Origin of the sequence: Brevundimonas sp. (assembly GCF_036676055.1) — a bacterium.
Lineage (GTDB): Bacteria > Pseudomonadota > Alphaproteobacteria > Caulobacterales > Caulobacteraceae > Brevundimonas.
In genome coordinates, this window is the sequence record NZ_JAKFDS010000058.1 from 19014 (window position 1) to 36662 (window position 17649).

Here is a 17649-nt window from a genome sequence, read left to right on the forward strand (position 1 = left end):
CCGGCGGCGATCAGGCTCCGGCCGGCGCCCCGTCGGCACGGACGGAACGATAGGGCCTGACGGCTGCTTGAACAGCGGGGCCGCGCGCTTTATTGCGGGCGCCGACACAGGAGCATCCCATGCTGGCCCTCTACATCATCCTCGGCTTCGTGGCCGTTCTCGCCGCGATCAACTTCATCGAGTTCGGCCGGGTTGACTGAGCCGTCGGCCCGGAACGGCGCCGCCCTCGTCACCGGCGGGGCGCGGCGCATCGGCCGGGCCATTTGCCTCGAACTGGCCGCCGCCGGATTCGACGTCGCCGTACACCACCGCGCCTCGGAAGACGAGGCGGCCGGGCTCGTCCGCGAGATCGAGAGGCTCGGACGTCGCGCGGTGAGCCTGTCGGCCGACCTGACAGACGCGATCGCCACCCACGAGCTGATTGACCGCGCAGCGCAAGCGCTGGGGCCGCTGTCGGTGCTGGTCAACAACGCCTCCGTGTTCGCCGACGACCGGCTGGACACGATTACCGGCGACAGCTGGAGTGAACACCTCGACACCAATCTGCGCGCGCCGGTGCTGCTGGCGCAGGTATTCGCGCGGCAGGCGCCGGATGGCGCGGCCATCATCAACATCCTCGACCAGCGGGTGCTGAAGCCCGATCCGCGGTTCTTCTCCTACAGCCTGTCCAAATCGGCTCTGTGGTTCGCCACCCGGACCATGGCGCAGGCGCTGGCGCCGCGCATCCGGGTCAATGGAGTGGGACCGGGACCGACGCTGCCTTCGGTGCACCAAACCCCGGAAGAGTTCGAGGCCGAAGCCAGGGCCGTGCCCCTCGCTCGCGCCGGCAGCCCGGAGGCCGTGGCCTCAGCGGTGCGATGGTTGGTGGACGCGGAGCTGGTGACGGGTCAGATGATCGCCGTAGACGGGGGCCAGCATCTGGCCTGGCAAACCCCGGACATCGTGGAGTAGCCCGTGGCCGCCTCATCCCCCCTGCCCTTCCCGGGCGCTGTCGCCGCCCCGGGCATCCGCCGCGAGACCCTGACCGTGTTCGTGCGCGGGCTTGAGGTCGCGGCCGGCATCGGGGTGCACGATCATGAATTGGGACGGCTGCAGCGGCTGGTCATCGACGTCAGCCTCGACCTCGCCCCGGCGGCCGTCGAGCGGCTGGCCGACACCATCAACTATGAGACCGTAGCCGAGGCGGCCCGGGACATCGTGGCGGACGGTCATATCGGGCTGGTGGAGACCTTCGCCGAACGGCTGGCCCTAGCCATGCTGGCGGACGGGCGGGTCCGGCGTTGTACGGTGAGGATCGAAAAGCCGGGAGCCCTGGACGGGGCCGTCGCGCCCGGCTGCGAAGTGACGCTGGCGCGCTAAGCACCACGTTCGGCAGTTGCGCCCCCGACGGCGGACCGTCATTCTGATACGAGGACTCGAAGGACCCCCGATGGCCCAACCCGGCGATCCGCACGCCCCGGACGATCACGACGACCTGATCGGTTTCGCCTCGCCGGCGTCATTGCAGGGCCGCGCCCGGACGCCGGGCGAGCCCGAGGCGGAGGTGACGCTTCAGGCGCCGGAGCCTGAGCCCAATGCCGATGCCGAACCGGCCACCCGATCCGCGCCCGACCTTTTCACGGCTTCGGTCGCCGCCTCGATTCCGGTCGAGCCCGAGGTGGAGTTGGTGGAGATGCAGGAGCCGGAGCCACCGCAGGCCGACGAGATCCCGCCCGCGCCCGAAGCGTCCGTCGCGCCAGTTTCAGCCGCCTCCGTCTTCGAACCCTCGCGCGAGGTCTCGTCCCGTCCGCAGCGGCGCGAGCCTCCGGCCATTCCAGGAGGCGGCATGGGCCTGTACGCTGTCTATGCGCTGTTGCTTTTCGCCGTGCCGACCCTCGGGGTCTCGGCGATCATCGCCCTGTTCGCCGTCACCGGCCGTCCCGGCCCGGAAGACCCGCTGTCGCAGTCCCATTTCGTCTACCAGCAGCGGACGCTGTGGACCGCCGCCATGGCGGTCGGGGTGGGTGCGGTCTTCTTCCTCGTGCCATTCGGGCTCGGCCCCGCCATCATGTTCGTCGCGGCGCTGTGGCTGGTGGTGCGCGGCGCCGTCGGCGTCTGGGCGCTGAAGGCGGGGCGGCCCATCGCCGATCCCCGTGGCTGGTGGATCTGAAGGAGCTCGCCGATGACTTCCACACCTCCCCGCGACGAACCCGTGTTCCGGTCCGGCGGTCAGGCCGACGGCAAGGTCGCCGCCGTGCTGGCCTGGGGCCTGTACATCCTGTCCATTCCCAGCGCCAACGTGCTGGTTCTGGTCGGACTGATCGTCGCCTATGCGGGACGGGGCTCCGCCACCGGCGTGGCGCTTGAGCACCTCAACGCGCAAATTCGGCTGTTCTGGTCGGTGTTCTGGTGGACCGTCGCCTGCTGGCTGGCGATCGCCGTCAGCGCGGTGGCCAGCGTCGTGCTGATCGGAATCCCGTTCCTGTTCTTTTTCCTGCTGGTCTGGTTCCTGATCAGCGTCTGGTTCACGGTGAAGAGCGTCTTCGGCCTGATCAACCTCCTGGGGGAGCGGGCGCCCTGAGGCGACGCTGCGACAGTGGCCGCGCAATGCGCAGGCGACCCACGGTCGGTCAGGAACGGTTCGCCCGCACTGGAGTTGGCCGGGGGTCCGCGCGCCGACTGGTTTGACCGGAGTTCCCAACCATGACCGACCTTCGCGATGTCGTCGCCCAGCAGCGCTTCGAACAGGGTTTCACTGACGCCGACGGGCAGACGCGAACCGTGTTCGCGGACTACGCGGTGCAGGGAAACACCCGCGTGATCCTGCACGTCGAGGCGGACCCGGCGCTGCGTGGGACCGGGGCGGCCGGAAACTTCATGCAGGCCCTGGCGGAACACGCCCGCGCCGAAGGGCTGAAGCTGGCGCCCCGGTGCAGCTACGCTGTCGCCTGGCTGAAGCGGCACGCCGAGTATGACGACATCGTCGCCTGACGCATCCCGGCTCGGCCCGGTCAGCCGCCGCCGTAGCCGCCGATGATCGGCAGGATCTCGCCGGTGATGTAGCTGGAGCATTGCGGTGAGGCGAGGAAGACGAAGGCTGGGGCGATTTCTTCCGGCTGGGCCGGTCGTTTCATCACCGTCTTCGAGCCAAACTGCGCGACCTTGTCCGCCTGCTGATCCGCGGGATTCAGCGGCGTCCAGACCGGCCCCGGAGCGACCACATTGACCCGAATGCCCCTTGGCGCGAGGTGGGTTCCAAGCGACCGGGCGAAGGCGTGAATGCCGCCCTTGGTCATCGAATAATCGAGCAGGTTGTCGTTGCCCAGGATGCCGGTGACCGATCCGGTCATGACGATCGACCCGCCCGGCTTCAGATGCGGGACGGCCGCCTTCACGAGGCTGAAATAGCCGTAGAGGTTGGTTTTCAGCGTGCGGTCAAAATGCTCTAAGGTCAGGTCTTCCAGCGCCTCGACATGCTCCTGAAAGGCGGCGTTGGGTACGACCACATCGAGGCGGCCGAAGGCGTCGAGCGTGGCCTTCACGGCGGCCTCGGAGAAAGCCGGGTCCGCGACGTCCCCCTTGAGTACGATGGCCCGGCGGCCCTCCGCCTCGACCGCGGCCTTCGTGTCCCCGGCGTCTTCTTCCTCGTCGAGGTGGCAGATGGCGACGTCGCAGCCCTCGCGCGCGAACAGCACGGCCACGGCCCGGCCGATGCCCGAGTCGCCGCCGGTGATGATGGCCGCCATGCCGTCGAGCTTGCCCGAGCCTCTCCAGTATGGCGCGTCGTACATCGGAGCCGGATCGAGCGCCGCCTCATCGCCGGGCTTGCGCTGGTGCTGTTCCGGGAAGGGCGGTTCCGGGTATCTGCGAGCGCCGGCCTGGACTGCGCCCTCGTCCTGCGCTCCCCCTTCATCACCGGCCTTCGCGTCAATCCGGGCCTGAATCTTCCGCTCCTGGTCGGCGATATTTTCGGCGCGGCGTTCGAAGCGATCGTCCATGGCTGGCTCCTGTTTCGGGGAATGACCGGAAAGCCGATGGAGCGGGCGGGTGTTCCCGCGCATTGTAGCGGTGCGGTTGAAGGAGACGACGATGCCCGAGGTCGATCTGGAGGCGCTCGGCGCGGCGGCGGGGCCGATGCAGGTCTGGATTCTGCCGACCCTGCTGGGGCTGGGGCTGGCGTCAGCCACTGGGCTACGGACGTTTCTGCCCCTGCTCATGCTGGCGCTGGCGGCGCGGTTCGAGGTGTTCGGCGTCAGGCTGATCGACCAGATGGACTGGCTGGTCTCGTGGCCGGCCATTGCAGCGCTGGGCGTGGCGACAACGGCGGAGTTCCTGGGCGACAAGGTGCCGGCGATCGACCATGGCCTCAACGCGGTCGGCTATGTCACCCGGCCGGTGGCCGGGGCGATCGCAGCGGGCAGCGTGTTCTGGGCCGTCGATCCGGCGATGGCGGCGGTGGCCGGACTGATCGTGGGCGCGCCAGCGGCCCTCGCCTTCAACGCGGCCCAGACCGGCGTTCGCGTGAGCTCGACAGCGACTACCGGGGGGCTGGGGAATCCCGTGGTCTCGCTGATGGAGGACGTGCTCGCCTTCTTCACTGTGATCATCGCCTTCCTGGCGCCGATCGTGATCCCGGTGGTGCTGATCGTTCTGGCGGTGGTCGTGTTCCGGCTGGCGCGGCGTATCCGTGATGGCCGCGGGGCCCGACCGGCCTAGAGGCTGCGGCTCACGATGGCCTTGAGCGTCTCGGCCTTGGCCGGCAGGTCGGACGACAGCCGGGCGGCCAACTCCCGGGCGCCGACGGGATAGGCGTCGCCGCCGTCGGCGATCTCCTTCGCCATGCGCGAGGCTTCCAGCAGCACCCGTTCCAGCGCCTCGACCTGCTCCACAGCCAACGCCCGGGCCTCCAGCTGAAGCCGGCGCACCCGCTCCGAGGTGGATTCGGGCGTTCGCATCAGGTCGTAGATCTCGGCGTCGCCGGGGACGAGACGCAGGGCGGGCGTGGACGGCGGGTTCTTGGGCATGGCTGCACTCCTGCACAGCCAATGCGAAGCGGCGCCGCTCTGTTCCGCAGTGCAGGCCAAAACGGGCGTCAACCGGCGGCGGTGTGGTTCCGTTGCATCACGAGACGGTGTCGGAGCCGGCCGATCAGGCCGCCTCGGTGCGCGGGTCCGCCCGGGCTTCGGCCTCGCGCACCGCCTCGACAGCGCGGTCCACCACTTCAAGACCCGCCCCCGGCTTGACCGCCTCGACCGTCAGAATGCGGCGGAAGGTCCGCGCGCCGGGCCGCCCGTGCATCAGACCCAGCATGTGTCGGGTCATGGCCGGCAAGTGGACGCCTTCCGCCAGGCGCGCGGCCATATAGGGGCGATACCGCTCCACAGCCTCAAAGGCGTCGACGTCCGTCGTGGAGGCTCCGAACATCCGCCGGTCGGCCTGACCGAGAAGGGCCGGCTCATGGTAGGCGGCGCGACCCAGCATGACGCCATCCAGTTGCACGCCGTCTGAGTCGTCCAGGTGAGCCTCGGCCTCGTCGAGCGACGCGACGCCGCCATTGATGCTGACGGACAGATGCGGCCGCTCGCGCTTCAGACGCCGCACGAGCGCGTAGTCCAGCGGCGGCACGTCGCGATTTTCCTTCGGCGACAGGCCCTGGAGCCAGGCCTTTCGGGCATGGACAATGAAGACTTCGATGCCGACATCCGCGCAGGCGTCGACGGTCTCGAACAGGGAGACCGCCGGGTCCTGGTCGTCGACGCCGATCCGGCATTTCACCGTCGCCGGAACCGACACCGCCGCCTTGATCGCCGCCATGCACTCGGCGACCAGTTGCGGCTCCCGCATCAGGCAAGCGCCGAAGCGGCCCGACTGGACCCGGTCCGACGGGCAACCGACATTCAGATTGATCTCATCATAGCCGAAGGCCTCGCCGATCCGGGCGGCCTCGGCCAATTGCTCCGGGTCGGAGCCTCCCAGCTGCAGAGCCACGGGATGTTCGACCGGGTCGAAGCCGAGAAGGCGCTCGCGGTCGCCGTGGATTACGGCCGGGGCCGTGACCATCTCGGTGTAGAGCAGGGCCCGGGACGTGAGGGCGCGATGGAACGCCCGGCAGCGCCGGTCAGTCCAGTCCATCATCGGGGCGATCGAGAGGCGGCGGTCCATCGGGCGGGCCCATACACCGAACAGGGGCGCAAGGCGACCGGGGGAACCGGGGGAAGCCTCACCTGTTGTCCGGGTCTCCAAGGAGGAATTTCAATGATCAGACCACTTCTCGCCGGCGTCGCCTGCGTCGCCCTGCTCGCCGCCTGCAATCAGGAACAGAGCCCGGAAGCTGTCGACAAGGCCCAGGACATGGCCTCGGCCCCCGTCGGCCAGACCTCGGCCGCGACGCTCGGCGCCAATACGGTCGGCGGTTATGTGCCGAACGCCGCGGAAGGCGACATGTACGAGATCATGGCCGCGGACATCGCCCTTGAGCGGTCCCAGAACGCCCAGGTCAAGGAACTGGCGACCATGATCAAGACCGATCACCTGGCCGCGTCGAACGCCATGAAGGCCATGCTGCCCCAAGCCGCGCCGGATATCACCCTGCCGACCGCGCTGGATGAGCGTCGTCAGGGCCTGCTGGACAATCTGCGCTCGGCGTCGGCGGAGAATTTCGACCGGACCTGGATCGATCAGCAGATCGCGGCGCACAATGAGGCGCTGACCCTGCATCGCGGGTTCTCGAACAACGCCGATGCCCCGCAGCTGGCCGGGCACGCCCAGTCGGTCGTTCCGAAGATCGAGGCGCACCTGCGTCAGGCCGAGGCGATCAAGGCGGCGATGTAACCCCCGTCACCGCTGGACCCCTTGAAGGCCGGCGTCGCTCAGGCGCCGGCCTTTTCGCGTTCGTCGTCCTCTTCGAGAGCTTCGGCGGCCTCCTCGTTGAGGGCGGTCCCCTCGCGGCGCGGCTTGATGTAGGGCTCCGGGCGGGTGGTGGCGATGTTGCCGCGCATCAGCGAGCGGCCGCCGGTGATGCCCTCGACCAGCTGGATCGAGAACCGCTTCTCGTCGCGGCGGCGGACGTCCTCGATGCTCTCGCGCGCCTCTTCGGCCGAGAAGCCCAGGTCGATCAACACCTGCTCGCCGAAGACCAGCGCCGACTCGAAGGTTTCGCGGATCTGGTACTCGACTCCCGCCTGCACCAGCCGGATGGCGTGGCCTCTGTCGTAGGCGCGGACGAAGAGCTTGGTGAGGGGGAATTCCGATTTGACCAGCTCGACGATGCGGTCGGCGGTTTCCTGTTTGTCGACGCAGACGAGGATGGTTTCCGCCTCGCCGGCGCCGGAGGCGTGGAGGACGTCGAGGCGGGCGCCGTCGCCGTAGTAGACCTTGAAGCCGAAATTGCCGGCGGCCTGGATCATCTCGACGTCCATGTCGATGATGGAGACGTCGACGTCGCGAGCCAGCAGGGGCTGGGACACGACCTGGGCGAAGCGGCCGAAGCCGATGATCAGCACCCGCTCGCGCAGGTTGGCGGCCCGGTCGACCCCGTCGGCGTCATCTGGGGACAGGTCCTCGTTCGGACGCAGCCGGTCGGCCAGCATGACCCTCAGCGGGGTCAGGGCCATCGACAGGATGACCACCGCCGAAAGGATGGCGGCGGTGCGCGCGTCGAACAGGCCGGCGGCGAAGGCGGTCGAATAGATGACGAAGGCGAACTCGCCCCCCTCGCCCATCAGGGCCGCGCGCAGCAGGCTTTCGCCGTGCCGGCGCTTGAGGCGGGCCACGGCGTAGACGGCGATCATCTTGGCCGACATGAAGGCGGCCAGTCCGCCCAGCACCCAAGCCCAGTCGGCGAACACGACGCGCACGTCCAGCGACATGCCGACGCTGAGGAAGAACAGGCCCAGCAGCAGGCCGCGGAACGGCTCGACGTCGGCTTCCAGCTGGTGGCGGAAGGTCGATTCCGACAGCAGCACCCCGGCGAGGAAGGCGCCCATGGCCATCGACAGGCCGCCGAGGTTCATGGCGTAGGCGGCGCCCAGCACCACGAACAGCGCCCCCATGGTCATGACCTCGCGGCCGCCGTAGCGGGCCAGCAGGCGGAAGAACGGATTCACCACCCAGCGGCCGGCGACATAGACCAGCCCCACGGCGCCGATCGCCAGCGCCACGGTCATCCAGATCGGATTGCCGGTCTCCACCGCCGAGCCGTAGGTCCCGGCCAGCACCGCCACCAGGGCCAGCAAGGGCACGATCGCAAGGTCTTCGAACAGGAGGATGGAGATCACGCGCTGGCCAGCGGGATCAGCGTTCTCGTTCCGCTCCTGCAGCAGCTGCATGACGATCGCGGTCGACGACAGGGCGAAGCCGAAGCCCGCGATCACGGCGGCGTACCAGGCGAGACCGGCGGCGAAAGCGAGGCCGGTCAGCAGCACGGCGCAGACCAGCACCTGAACGGCGCCGAGGCCGAAGATCTCGCGCCTCAGACTCCACAGGCGGGCCGGTCGCATCTCAAGGCCGATGATGAACAGGAACATGACGACGCCCAGTTCGGCGACGTGCAGCACCGACTCCGGGTCGCGCACCAACCCCAGGGCCGAGGGGCCGATCAGCAGGCCGGCGGCGAGATAGCCGAGCACGGAGCCGAGGCCGAGACGGCGAAACAGGGTGGCGGCCACGACCATGGCGGCCAGCAGGGCTACGGCATGCCCCAGACCCATGCTGGTGGTCTCGTGCATTCGGCTCCCCTGTGTGCGTCGGCGTCATAGTGGGGTGCCGCCGCGCCAAGCGCCAGTCGGGATGTCAGGCTTTGTCAGGCGACCCGACGGTCGTCGCAGCGCAGGGTGTGGTGCGCTGAACGCGCAAGACACGGAGCGCCGCTGATGAACCACCACCCCCTGAGGGCCAATCTGGCTGCGGTGATCGCGACCGCGATCGCCGCGCCCTTGGCGCCCGCCCCCGTCATGGCCGGGGCAGGCTGGCCCGATCAGCCGCGCGACGGCGTGGTCTCGCCCGACAACTGCCGGGCCGTGGGGATCGAACTGGGTGATATGCGGCCGGGTACGGCCTCCCCGGTGCGTGTGGGCCCGGCCTACGCTCCGCCGCCCCCTCCTCCTCCGCCGCCTTCAGCGCCGCCTCCGCCGGTCGCTCCGGCCGCTCATGTCGCGGAACTCCGGGTTTCGGGATCGAGAGTCCCCGCAGCCGAGAGCGCCTATGTGGTTGGCCCCAGTCTTGCGCGGCCGGTCGAACGCCCTCCGTCCGGGGTTCTGCGCGACACCGAACGCTATCCTGACGCCCCGCCGAACCCGGTGCGACGGGTCGCCGACGAGCCGGTTTCGACCTTCTCCATCGACGTCGACACGGCCAGCTATTCGAACGTGCGCCGCTTCATCGACGAGGGGCGGCTACCCCCCGCCGACGCGGTGCGGGTCGAGGAGATGATCAATTATTTCGACTACGGCTACGAGCGACCGCGCTCGGCGTCGGAGCCGTTCGCCATCACGACGGCCGTGGCGGCCTCGCCGTGGGCCGAGGGACGTCAGATCGTCCATGTGGCGCTGCAGGGCTATGAGCTGCCGGAAAGCCAACGGCGCCCGCTGAACCTGACCTTCATGGTGGATGTCTCGGGGTCGATGCAGTCGCCGGACAAGCTGGACCTGGCCAAGAGGTCGATGAACCTGATCATCGACCGGCTGCGGCCGCAGGACCGGGTGGCGGTGACCTACTACGCCTCGGATGTCGGCACCGCCGTCGGGCCGACGCCGGGCGACCAGAAGCTGAAGCTGCGCTGCGCCGTCGAGGCGCTGAACTCAGGCGGCTCGACCGCCGGGGCGCAGGGCATGGTCAACGCCTATCGCCAGGCCGAGGCCGCCTTCGGGCGCGACAAGGTCAACCGCATCCTGATGTTCACCGACGGCGACTTCAACGTCGGGGTCACCGAGGATCAGCGGCTGGAAGACTATGTCGCCGCCAAGCGCGAGACGGGCATCTATCTGTCGGTCTACGGCTACGGCCGGGGCAACTATCAGGACGCCCGGATGCAGGCCATCGCCCAGGCTGGCAACGGCACGGCGGCCTATGTCGACAATCTGGGGGAGGCGCGGCGGCTGTTCGGCCCGGCCTTCGACCGCGGGGCCTTCCCCATCGCGGACGACGTCAAGATCCAGGTGGAGTTCAATCCGGCCCGGGTCAGCGAATACCGTCTGGTCGGCTACGAGACCCGGATGCTGAACGAGGAGGATTTCGCCAACGACCGCGTCGATGCGGGCGAGGTCGGATCGGGGGCGTCGGTGACGGCGCTGTACGAGATCACCCCGGTCGGCGGACCGAGCCAGGTCCCGGATCGGCGCTATGACCAGAACCGCATCGGAACGGGCGGCGGCGATCCCAACGGCGAGGTCGGCTTCGTCCAGGTCCGCTACAAGTTGCCGGGCGAGCGGGACTCGCGGCTGATGCAGCGAGTGGTGTCAAACAACGGCGCCGGGCGGGTCTCGGCCCAGCCGCCAGAGAGCACCCGCTGGGCGCTGGCTGTGGCCGCGTTCGGCCAGAAGCTGCGCAACGATCCGTGGATAGCCGCCGGCTACGGCTGGGACGACATCCTGGCGCAGGCCCAGGGGGCGCGCGGCGAGGACCCCTACGGCGAGCGGGCGGACTTCGTGCAGCTGGTCCGCGCGGCGCGGGACATGGAGACGCAGGCGCGGCCGTAGTAAGCCTTGCGGGTGACGGAACAAATCACCCCCAGGACCGCCCGCCGCATCGCGCTCGCCGCGCAAGGCTTCGGCCGGACGCCCCCCGCGGCGCCCGGCCGAAAGCACGTCAGGGACCTGGTGCGCCGCCTGGGCGTGGTGCAGATCGACAGCGTCAATGTGGTGACGCGGACCCACTATCTGCCGGCGTTTTCACGGCTGGGGGAATATCCGCGCGAGGCGCTGGAGGCAGAGGCCTGGGGGGCGCGGCGGGGGTTGTTCGAATACTGGGGGCACGAGGCCTCGCTGATGCCGATGGAACTGCACCCGCTGCTGCGCTGGCGCATGGCGCGGGCCGAGGCGGGCGAGATGTGGACCGGACTGTCGCGGTTCGGGCGCGAGCGGCGCGACTACATCGACGGGGTGCTGAAGGAGATCGAGCGGCGCGGGCCGGTGACCGGGGCCGACTTCAACGATGCGCCGCGCGGGGCGCCAGGCTGGTGGTCGTGGTCGGACGGCAAGCGGGCGCTGGAGTGGCTGTTCTGGGCCGGGATGATCACCACGAAGACCCGGCGCGGGTTCGAGCGGGTTTATGACCTGACGGAGCGGGCCTTGCCGGCCCGGATCGTCGACCTGCCGACGCCGGACGAGGCAGACGCCCAGCGCGAACTGGTGCGGATCGCGGCGCGGGCGCTGGGCGTGGCGACGGACGCGGATCTGCGGGATTATTTCCGGCTGCCGCTGGCCGATGCGAAGGCGCGCGTGGCCGAGCTGGTCGAGGCGGGCGAGTTGACGCCCGTGTCGGTAAAGGGGTGGCGGCAGCCGGCGTATCAGGCGGCCGGAGCACGGACGCCGCGCAAGGCGCCCGGCGCGGCGCTGCTGTCGCCGTTCGACAACCTGATCTGGACCCGCGACCGCACCGAGCGGCTGTTCGGGACGCGGGTGCGGCTGGAGATCTACACCCCGGCCCACAAGCGGACCCACGGCTATTACGTCCTGCCCCTCCTCCAGGACGAGGCGATCACGGCGCGGGTCGACCTGAAGTCGGACCGGCAGGCGGGCGTGCTGCGGGTGCAGGCGGCGTGGCGCGAGCCGGACGCGACGGCGGAGACCCCGGAACGGCTGGCCGCGGAGCTGCGGCGGATGGCCGGGTGGCTGGGGCTGGAGGAGGTCGAGGTGGCCGGCAAGGGCGACTTGGCGGAGACGCTCGCTGGCGCCCTCTAGACGTCGAACTTGACCCCCTGGGCCAGCGGCAGTTCGCGGCTGAAATTCACCGTCTGGGTCTGGCGACGCATATAGGCCTTCCACGCGTCGGAGCCGGATTCGCGGCCGCCGCCGGTGTCCTTCTCGCCGCCGAAGGCCCCGCCGATCTCGGCGCCCGAGGGGCCGATGTTGACGTTGGCGATGCCGCAGTCGGAGCCCCAGGCCGAGAGGAATTGCTCGGCCTCGCGGACGCTGTCGGTGAAGACGCAGGACGACAGGCCCTGGGGCACGGCGTTCTGCATCTCGACCGCCTCGTCGAAATCGGACCAGGTCAGGACGTAGAGGATGGGGGCGAAGGTCTCGTGCCGGACCACCGCGCTCTGGGCCGGCATGCGGACGATGGCGGGGCGGACGTAGACGCCATCACCGTCGAACCGGTCGCCCCCGACAACGACCTCGCCTCCCTGCTCCACCGCCTGGAGCAGCGCGATTTCGAAGCCGTGCGCCGCAGCGTCGTCGATCAGCGGGCCAACCAGCACGCCCTCTTCGCGAGGGTCGCCCACGGGCAGGGTCTGGTAGGCGGTGTTGAGGCGGGCGATCAGGGCGTCAGCGATCGACTCGTGGACCAGCAGGCGGCGCAGACTGGTGCAACGCTGGCCGCAGGTGCCGACGGCCGAGAAGGCGATGGCGCGCACCGCCATGTCGAGGTCGGCGCTGGGCGTGATGATCATGGCGTTGTTGCCGCCGAGTTCCAGCAGACTGCGGCCAAGCCGGGCGGCCACGGCCTGCGCCACCGCCTTGCCCATTCGGGTCGAGCCGGTAGCGGAGACGAGCGGGATACGCGGGTCGGCGGCGAGGCGTTCGCCGGTCTCGCGACCGCCGACCACGACCTGCGACAGGCCGTCGGGCGCGTCTCCGAAACGGGCGAGAGCGCGGTCGAGGATGGCGTGGGTCGCCAGCGCCGTGAGCGGCGTCTTTTCCGACGGCTTCCAGATCACCGGATCGCCGCAGACGAGGGCGAGGCAGGCGTTCCAGGCCCAGACGGCGACCGGGAAGTTGAAGGCCGAGATCACCCCCACCGGGCCGAGCGGCTGCCACGTCTCGCGCATGTGATGGCCGGGGCGCTCGCTGGCGAGGGTCAGGCCGTAGAGCTGGCGCGACAGGCCGACGGCGAAGTCGCAGATGTCGATCATCTCCTGCACCTCGCCGAGGCCCTCGGAGACGATCTTGCCGGCTTCGAGGGTGACAAGGCGGGCGAGGTCGGCCTTCGCGGCGCGCAACTCTTCGCCCAGCAGGCGGACCAGTTCACCGCGGCGCGGAGCCGGAACGCGCTTCCAGGCTTGGAAAGCCGCGACCGAGCGGGCCACGGCGGCGTCGAGGGCGGCCGGATCGGCCTCGGCCAAGATGGGGCCGGCCGAGCCGTCGATGGGCGACCGGGTGGCGAGGCCCGCGGCGGCGAAGGCGGAGTCGGGCACGCCGAGGCGGCGCAGGATGTCACGGCTTTCGGCGGCGGCGGGGATCATGGGACGGCTCCGGCAGGTCGGGGCGGCTTAGCCGGGGCGGCGGCAAAGAGAAAGGCCGCCCCCTCCCGGGAGCGGCCTTCCGTGGCTGGGCTCCGACTACCAGCGGGTGCGGTAGGCGGTGCGCTGGAGCTGATACTCGAGCCGATCAAGCCGGCGGTTCAGATCGACGTATTCCGCGCGGCTCAGCCCGTTGCGGGCGTAGCGGTATTCGAGCCGCTGATACTGGTTCATCTGACGGGCGAGATCCCGCGCTTCGAGACGGTGAACCCCGCCGCTCCAGGCGAGACGGTCGATGTGCTGCGACAGGGCCTGGGCGCGATAGTGGAGGTCGCGCGGGGCGTAGCCGTAGCCGCGCGCTGGGCCATAGCCGTAGGGCTGGCCGTAACCGGGCGACCCGATGCCGAAGCTGAGGCTGAAATTCTGGGCCAGCGCCGGGGTCGAGACCATGACCGCGGACGCCGCCAGCACCGGAAGCAGGGCTTTCCTGATCATGGCGGTCTTCATTGCGTTCGTCCTTTCGTGTCCGGGACCATTCCCGGCTGATGGACGCATCAAAGCAGGCGGCCCCTGACCGTCGCCTGAGGGGTTCGTTGTCCAGCTGTCAGGAACCGGCGCGACGCCGGCGGGTTCTGTCGCCGAGCCCGAAAACCAAGGAGAGAGCCATGAAAGTTCGCGACGTAATGAGCAAGGACGTGCAGGTAGCCCGCCCGGGAGACACCCTGCAGGACGTGGCCGCGCGCATGGCCAGCGGCGATTTCGGCTTCATGCCGGTGGCCGACGGCGACCGGCTGATCGGCACGATCACCGACCGCGACATCGCCGTGAGGGCCGTGGCGGGCGGCGCCGCCTGCACCTCGCCGGTGGTGGAGTACATCAGCCGCGATCCGCACACCGCTTATGCCGACGACGATCTGAAGACCGTGCTGGACGGCATGGGCTCGAAGCAGATCCGCCGCATGCCGGTGCTGGACAAGGACGAACGTCTGGTCGGTGTGGTGTCCCTGGGCGACCTGTCGACCCGGGTCAAGGAACGCTACGCCGGCGAGGCGCTGGAAGAGATCTCGCGCACCTGAGGCCGATGGGAGGGCGGGCCGTCAAGGTCCGCTTAACCCTTTCGCCAAACCACGTGTTCACCCGCGCGGGCGCATGCTCGCCGTTCACGACGGGAGACGCCGATGGCGCGCGCGCAGTTCCAGAAGGGTCAGAAGGTCTGGGTCGAATGTGTCGGCGCCTGGGCCCAGATCGAGAAGGTCCAGCCCGTATGGGCCAAGGGCTTCGAGGAACCCGTGCGTGTCACCTACGATGTCGGTCTCGGGCGCGAGTTCCTCGGCCATGAACTGCTGCTCCCGTCCGAGGATCCGGCGGTCAATTCCGGCGAGATCTGGCGGCTGATGCGGGCGCGCAACAAGTGGCAGACCGCGGAAGACACGCCGCACCACCCCTTCCCCGGCACCTATCCGGTGGTGGTGACCGACAAGGCGGACTGGGGCGGCTGGCGCGTGCCGGGAGCGGAGTACGACCGCGACCCGGACCAGATCGAATTCCAGGCCCGGCTGATCGCGGCGGCGCCGAAGCTGATGGCGCTGGCCGAGCGGATGGTCGCCGCGGTCGACGAGGCGCCCGACGATGCGCCGCCCGAGATGCAGATGCTGGCGCGCGACGCCCGCACTGTGCTGAAGAGCATCACCGACGTGCTGGCCGCTCCGGCCGAAGCCGGAGCCCGACCGTCGCCCTCACGCGCAGCCTGACGGCGAACCGTCCCCGTATTTGATCCACCGGCGGGGTAACGAAGCCTCGACAGGAATCCGCGACGCAGCCTAGATTCAGCCATCGTCGCCGAATCGTCCGGGAGAGCGCCTTGCGGGGCAGAGAGCGCCGCATAACCCCGCAAGGACGGCGCGCCGCGGACCGGCGCAAGGGCCCGCCCGCATGGGTGCGGATCTCCATCCTCGCCGTGACCCTGGCCGTCGCCGCCTATGTGCTTCTGTTCGCTCGCGAGATGGCGCGGCCGGGGCAGGAGGCGGACGCCCTGCGCATGGCGGCGGTGGACCGCGAGGCGCGCATGCTGGCCCTGGAGACGGAGACCCGGATCGCGCCGGTCCAGGCCGCCGTCCGCGCCGCCACGGCCCAATCCCGCAGCGCCTCGGAGATGATCCAGCAGGCCCGCGCCGCCGCGCCGGACGCCGCCTTCGCGGTGGTTTCCTCCAGCCAGGCCGTGACGGCCGCCGCGGGCGCTTCTCCCGCCGCCTTCCTGGCCGCGCCGGGCAAGCCCCTGCTGGCCGCTGACGGCGCCGCCCTGCTGATCTCCCGCCCCGTGCCGGACGGCGGCCGGCTGATCGGGCGGGCGCCCCTGCCCTCGCTTGCGACCACCGACGGAGTCCATCTCTGGCTGCTGTCGGGGCCGCAGACGCTTCTGATCGGGGGATCGGGCGAGGGGGAGACGCTGGCCCTGGCCCGAAGCCCGGCCAACGGGAGGGGGCAGGGCGCGACCCTGACGGTCGCCGACGGCGCGGTGCGGCGGACGACGGTGGCGGTCGGGGACACCGGGTTGATCGCCGTGGCCTCGACCCCCGTGAACGTCGGCGCCGGCGCCCTGCTGGACGACGCCTGGGTGCTGACGTCGCCGTTCATTATCGGCGTGCTGGTCCTGCTGCTGACCCTGCTGCATCAGCGCAAACAGGTCGGTATCAGCCGCGAGTGGGCCGCGTCAGAACGCCGCTTCAGGGGCGCGGTCGAGGCCGCGCGCTGCGGCGTATGGGACTGGGACCTTGAGACGGGTCAGATCCTGCTGTCCGACTACATGGCCGATCTGATGGGGCTGGAGAGAACCGGGGCGGTTTCGGCCGAGGTTCTGATGGAGCGGATCCATCCCCGCTACCGGGACGCCGTGACCCATGCCGTGCGTCAGGCCGAGACCTTCGGCGCCTTCGAGGTGAGCTTCCCCGTGCCGGACGCCCAGGGTCGCGCCCGCTGGATTGACGCCCGGGGGCAGGCCCGCGGCGAGCGGGGGGAGGATGGGTTCACCTCCATCCTTGGCATCGCGCTGGACACCACCGAGGCCCGGCGGGCCAAGGCCCACGCCCAGGCCGCGGAAAGCCGGCTGCGTGACGGCATCGAAAGCGTGTCGGACGCCTTTGTGCTGTTCGATCGTCAGGGCCGGCTGATCCTGTCCAACCAGGCCTTCCAGGACGCGTTCGGATTCGAGGACGCGGTGATCCGCCGGGGGGCGCTGAAAACCGACCTGAATCGCATCGCCGCCCTCGCCATCAAGTCGGAGCAACCGGCGGCTGGGGGCCGCGCCGGCGCCCGGGAGGTGGAGCTGCACGACGGGCGCTGGCTGCAACTGGTCGAGCGGTTCACCTCGGACGGCGGGTCGGTGGTCTCGGCGGCGGACATCACCGCCATCAAGCAGAAGGAAGCGGAGCGGCAGCGGGCCAGCGAGCGGCTGCACGCGACCATCACCGAACTGGAGGACCGCGAGGAGAAGCTGTCGCTGCTGGCGCGGAAATACGAGATCGCCATGACCCGGGCCGAGGCGGCGAACCAGGCAAAGTCCGAGTTCCTGGCCAATATGAGTCACGAATTGCGTACGCCGCTGAACGCCATCAACGGCTTCTCCGAGATCATGGCTGGCGAGATGTTCGGCCCGCTGGGCGACGCCCGCTACAAGGGCTATGCGGCCGACATCCTGCGGTCGGGCCAGCATCTGCTGAGCCTGATCAACGACATCCTCGACATGGCGAAGATCGAGGCCGGCAAGCTGACGCTGCACTATGAGGCGGTGTCGCTGAAGGAGATCGTCGAGGACGCGGCGCGGCTAATGCGCGGCCGGGTCGAGGAGGCGGGGCTGAAGCTGCTGGTCGATGCGTCCGACCTGCCGACCATCGAGGCCGACCATCGTGGCCTGAAACAGGTGGTGCTGAACCTGCTGTCCAACGCGGTGAAGTTCACGCCGGAGGGGGGCGACATCGTGGTGTCTCTGACGCGCGAGGACGATGACCGCGTCCGCGTTGCGGTGACCGACACCGGCATCGGCATCGCCTCCGAGGACCTGGGCCGACTGGCGCGGCCGTTCGAACAGGTCGAAGGCCAGCATTCGAAGACCACCCAGGGCACGGGCCTCGGCCTCGCTCTCACCAAGGCCCTGATCGAGCTGCACGGCGGGACGCTGACGCTGGAAAGCGAGCCGGGACGTGGCACCACGGTCAGCTTCGACCTGCCCATCCGCAAGCCGGGGCAGCCCGCCGAGCGGCAGGCCCGGGCGGCCTGAA

18 protein-coding genes are annotated in these 17649 nt (G+C 69.8%); 12 read left to right on the forward strand and 6 right to left on the reverse strand.

What is annotated here, in order from left to right:
* Nucleotides 1-192: 192 nt before the first annotated feature.
* The 5 genes from V6M45_RS10525 to V6M45_RS10545 all read left to right on the forward strand — a co-directional run bounded on the left by V6M45_RS10525 (nucleotide 193) and on the right by V6M45_RS10545 (nucleotide 2970).
* Complete coding sequence (locus V6M45_RS10525; protein WP_332656198.1) at nucleotides 193-951, forward strand: SDR family oxidoreductase; 759 nt, start codon at nucleotides 193-195, stop codon at nucleotides 949-951.
* A gap of 3 nt (nucleotides 952-954) precedes the next feature.
* Nucleotides 955-1359, forward strand: coding sequence for a dihydroneopterin aldolase (gene folB / locus V6M45_RS10530; protein WP_442880577.1), 405 nt, complete (start codon nucleotides 955-957; stop codon nucleotides 1357-1359).
* Between the two features lie 70 nt (nucleotides 1360-1429).
* Nucleotides 1430-2149: a DUF4870 family protein gene (locus tag V6M45_RS10535; RefSeq protein WP_332656200.1), complete on the forward strand. Its 720-nt coding sequence runs from the start codon at nucleotides 1430-1432 to the stop codon at nucleotides 2147-2149.
* Between the two features lie 12 nt (nucleotides 2150-2161).
* The gene (locus V6M45_RS10540) at nucleotides 2162-2560 is read left to right on the forward strand and encodes a hypothetical protein (protein ID WP_332656202.1); all 399 of its coding nucleotides are present in this window, start codon (nucleotides 2162-2164) and stop codon (nucleotides 2558-2560) included.
* Nucleotides 2561-2682: 122 nt separating this feature from the next.
* Nucleotides 2683-2970 carry a GNAT family N-acetyltransferase gene (locus tag V6M45_RS10545; protein WP_332656204.1) on the forward strand — a complete coding sequence of 96 codons (288 nt, stop codon included), beginning with the start codon at nucleotides 2683-2685 and terminating at the stop codon, nucleotides 2968-2970.
* A 20-nt stretch (nucleotides 2971-2990) separates the two neighbouring features.
* Here V6M45_RS10545 and V6M45_RS10550 read toward each other — a convergent pair whose 3' ends face one another.
* Nucleotides 2991-3977 (reverse strand): SDR family oxidoreductase, encoded by a 987-nt coding sequence (locus V6M45_RS10550; protein WP_332656205.1) that lies wholly within the window; start codon nucleotides 3975-3977, stop codon nucleotides 2991-2993.
* A gap of 49 nt (nucleotides 3978-4026) precedes the next feature.
* Between V6M45_RS10550 and V6M45_RS10555 the strand changes: the two genes are divergently transcribed.
* Entirely contained in the window at nucleotides 4027-4695 is a 669-nt protein-coding gene (locus V6M45_RS10555; RefSeq protein WP_332656207.1) for a DUF4126 domain-containing protein, read from the forward strand.
* On the opposite strand, the gene V6M45_RS10560 is transcribed toward V6M45_RS10555, so the two are convergent.
* Nucleotides 4692-5003 carry a hypothetical protein gene (locus V6M45_RS10560; RefSeq protein ID WP_332656209.1) on the reverse strand — a complete coding sequence of 104 codons (312 nt, stop codon included), beginning with the start codon at nucleotides 5001-5003 and terminating at the stop codon, nucleotides 4692-4694. The genes V6M45_RS10555 and V6M45_RS10560 overlap by 4 nt on opposite strands.
* Nucleotides 5004-5127: 124 nt before the next feature.
* On the reverse strand, nucleotides 5128-6141 hold the full coding sequence (dusA, locus tag V6M45_RS10565) for a tRNA dihydrouridine(20/20a) synthase DusA (RefSeq protein ID WP_332656211.1): 1014 nt from the start codon (nucleotides 6139-6141) through the stop codon (nucleotides 5128-5130).
* 93 nt (nucleotides 6142-6234) lie between these two features.
* On the opposite strand from dusA, the gene V6M45_RS10570 reads away from it, so the two are divergent.
* On the forward strand, nucleotides 6235-6810 hold the full coding sequence (locus V6M45_RS10570; protein WP_332656213.1) for a DUF4142 domain-containing protein: 576 nt from the start codon (nucleotides 6235-6237) through the stop codon (nucleotides 6808-6810).
* Between the two features lie 38 nt (nucleotides 6811-6848).
* Here V6M45_RS10570 and V6M45_RS10575 read toward each other — a convergent pair whose 3' ends face one another.
* Nucleotides 6849-8705 carry a monovalent cation:proton antiporter-2 (CPA2) family protein gene (locus V6M45_RS10575; RefSeq protein WP_332656215.1) on the reverse strand — a complete coding sequence of 619 codons (1857 nt, stop codon included), beginning with the start codon at nucleotides 8703-8705 and terminating at the stop codon, nucleotides 6849-6851.
* Between the two features lie 144 nt (nucleotides 8706-8849).
* Between V6M45_RS10575 and V6M45_RS10580 the strand changes: the two genes are divergently transcribed.
* Nucleotides 8850-10673, forward strand: coding sequence for a vWA domain-containing protein (locus V6M45_RS10580; RefSeq protein WP_332656219.1), 1824 nt, complete (start codon nucleotides 8850-8852; stop codon nucleotides 10671-10673).
* Between the two features lie 12 nt (nucleotides 10674-10685).
* Nucleotides 10686-11876, forward strand: a complete 1191-nt coding sequence (locus tag V6M45_RS10585) for a winged helix-turn-helix domain-containing protein (protein WP_332656221.1) — start codon at nucleotides 10686-10688, stop codon at nucleotides 11874-11876.
* Here the strand turns inward: V6M45_RS10585 and amaB are convergent.
* On the reverse strand, nucleotides 11873-13378 hold the full coding sequence (gene amaB / locus V6M45_RS10590; RefSeq protein WP_332656223.1) for an L-piperidine-6-carboxylate dehydrogenase: 1506 nt from the start codon (nucleotides 13376-13378) through the stop codon (nucleotides 11873-11875). The genes V6M45_RS10585 and amaB overlap by 4 nt on opposite strands.
* A gap of 96 nt (nucleotides 13379-13474) precedes the next feature.
* On the reverse strand, nucleotides 13475-13870 hold the full coding sequence (locus tag V6M45_RS10595) for a hypothetical protein (protein ID WP_332656225.1): 396 nt from the start codon (nucleotides 13868-13870) through the stop codon (nucleotides 13475-13477).
* Nucleotides 13871-14040: 170 nt separating this feature from the next.
* On the opposite strand from V6M45_RS10595, the gene V6M45_RS10600 reads away from it, so the two are divergent.
* The 3 genes from V6M45_RS10600 (at nucleotide 14041) to V6M45_RS10610 (ending at nucleotide 17648) form a co-directional block, all read left to right on the forward strand.
* Nucleotides 14041-14451 (forward strand): CBS domain-containing protein, encoded by a 411-nt coding sequence (locus V6M45_RS10600; RefSeq protein ID WP_332656227.1) that lies wholly within the window; start codon nucleotides 14041-14043, stop codon nucleotides 14449-14451.
* Between the two features lie 102 nt (nucleotides 14452-14553).
* Nucleotides 14554-15126, forward strand: coding sequence for a hypothetical protein (locus tag V6M45_RS10605; RefSeq protein ID WP_332656229.1), 573 nt, complete (start codon nucleotides 14554-14556; stop codon nucleotides 15124-15126).
* Between the two features lie 110 nt (nucleotides 15127-15236).
* Nucleotides 15237-17648 (forward strand): sensor histidine kinase, encoded by a 2412-nt coding sequence (locus tag V6M45_RS10610; protein WP_332656230.1) that lies wholly within the window; start codon nucleotides 15237-15239, stop codon nucleotides 17646-17648.
* Nucleotide 17649 lies beyond the last annotated feature (1 nt).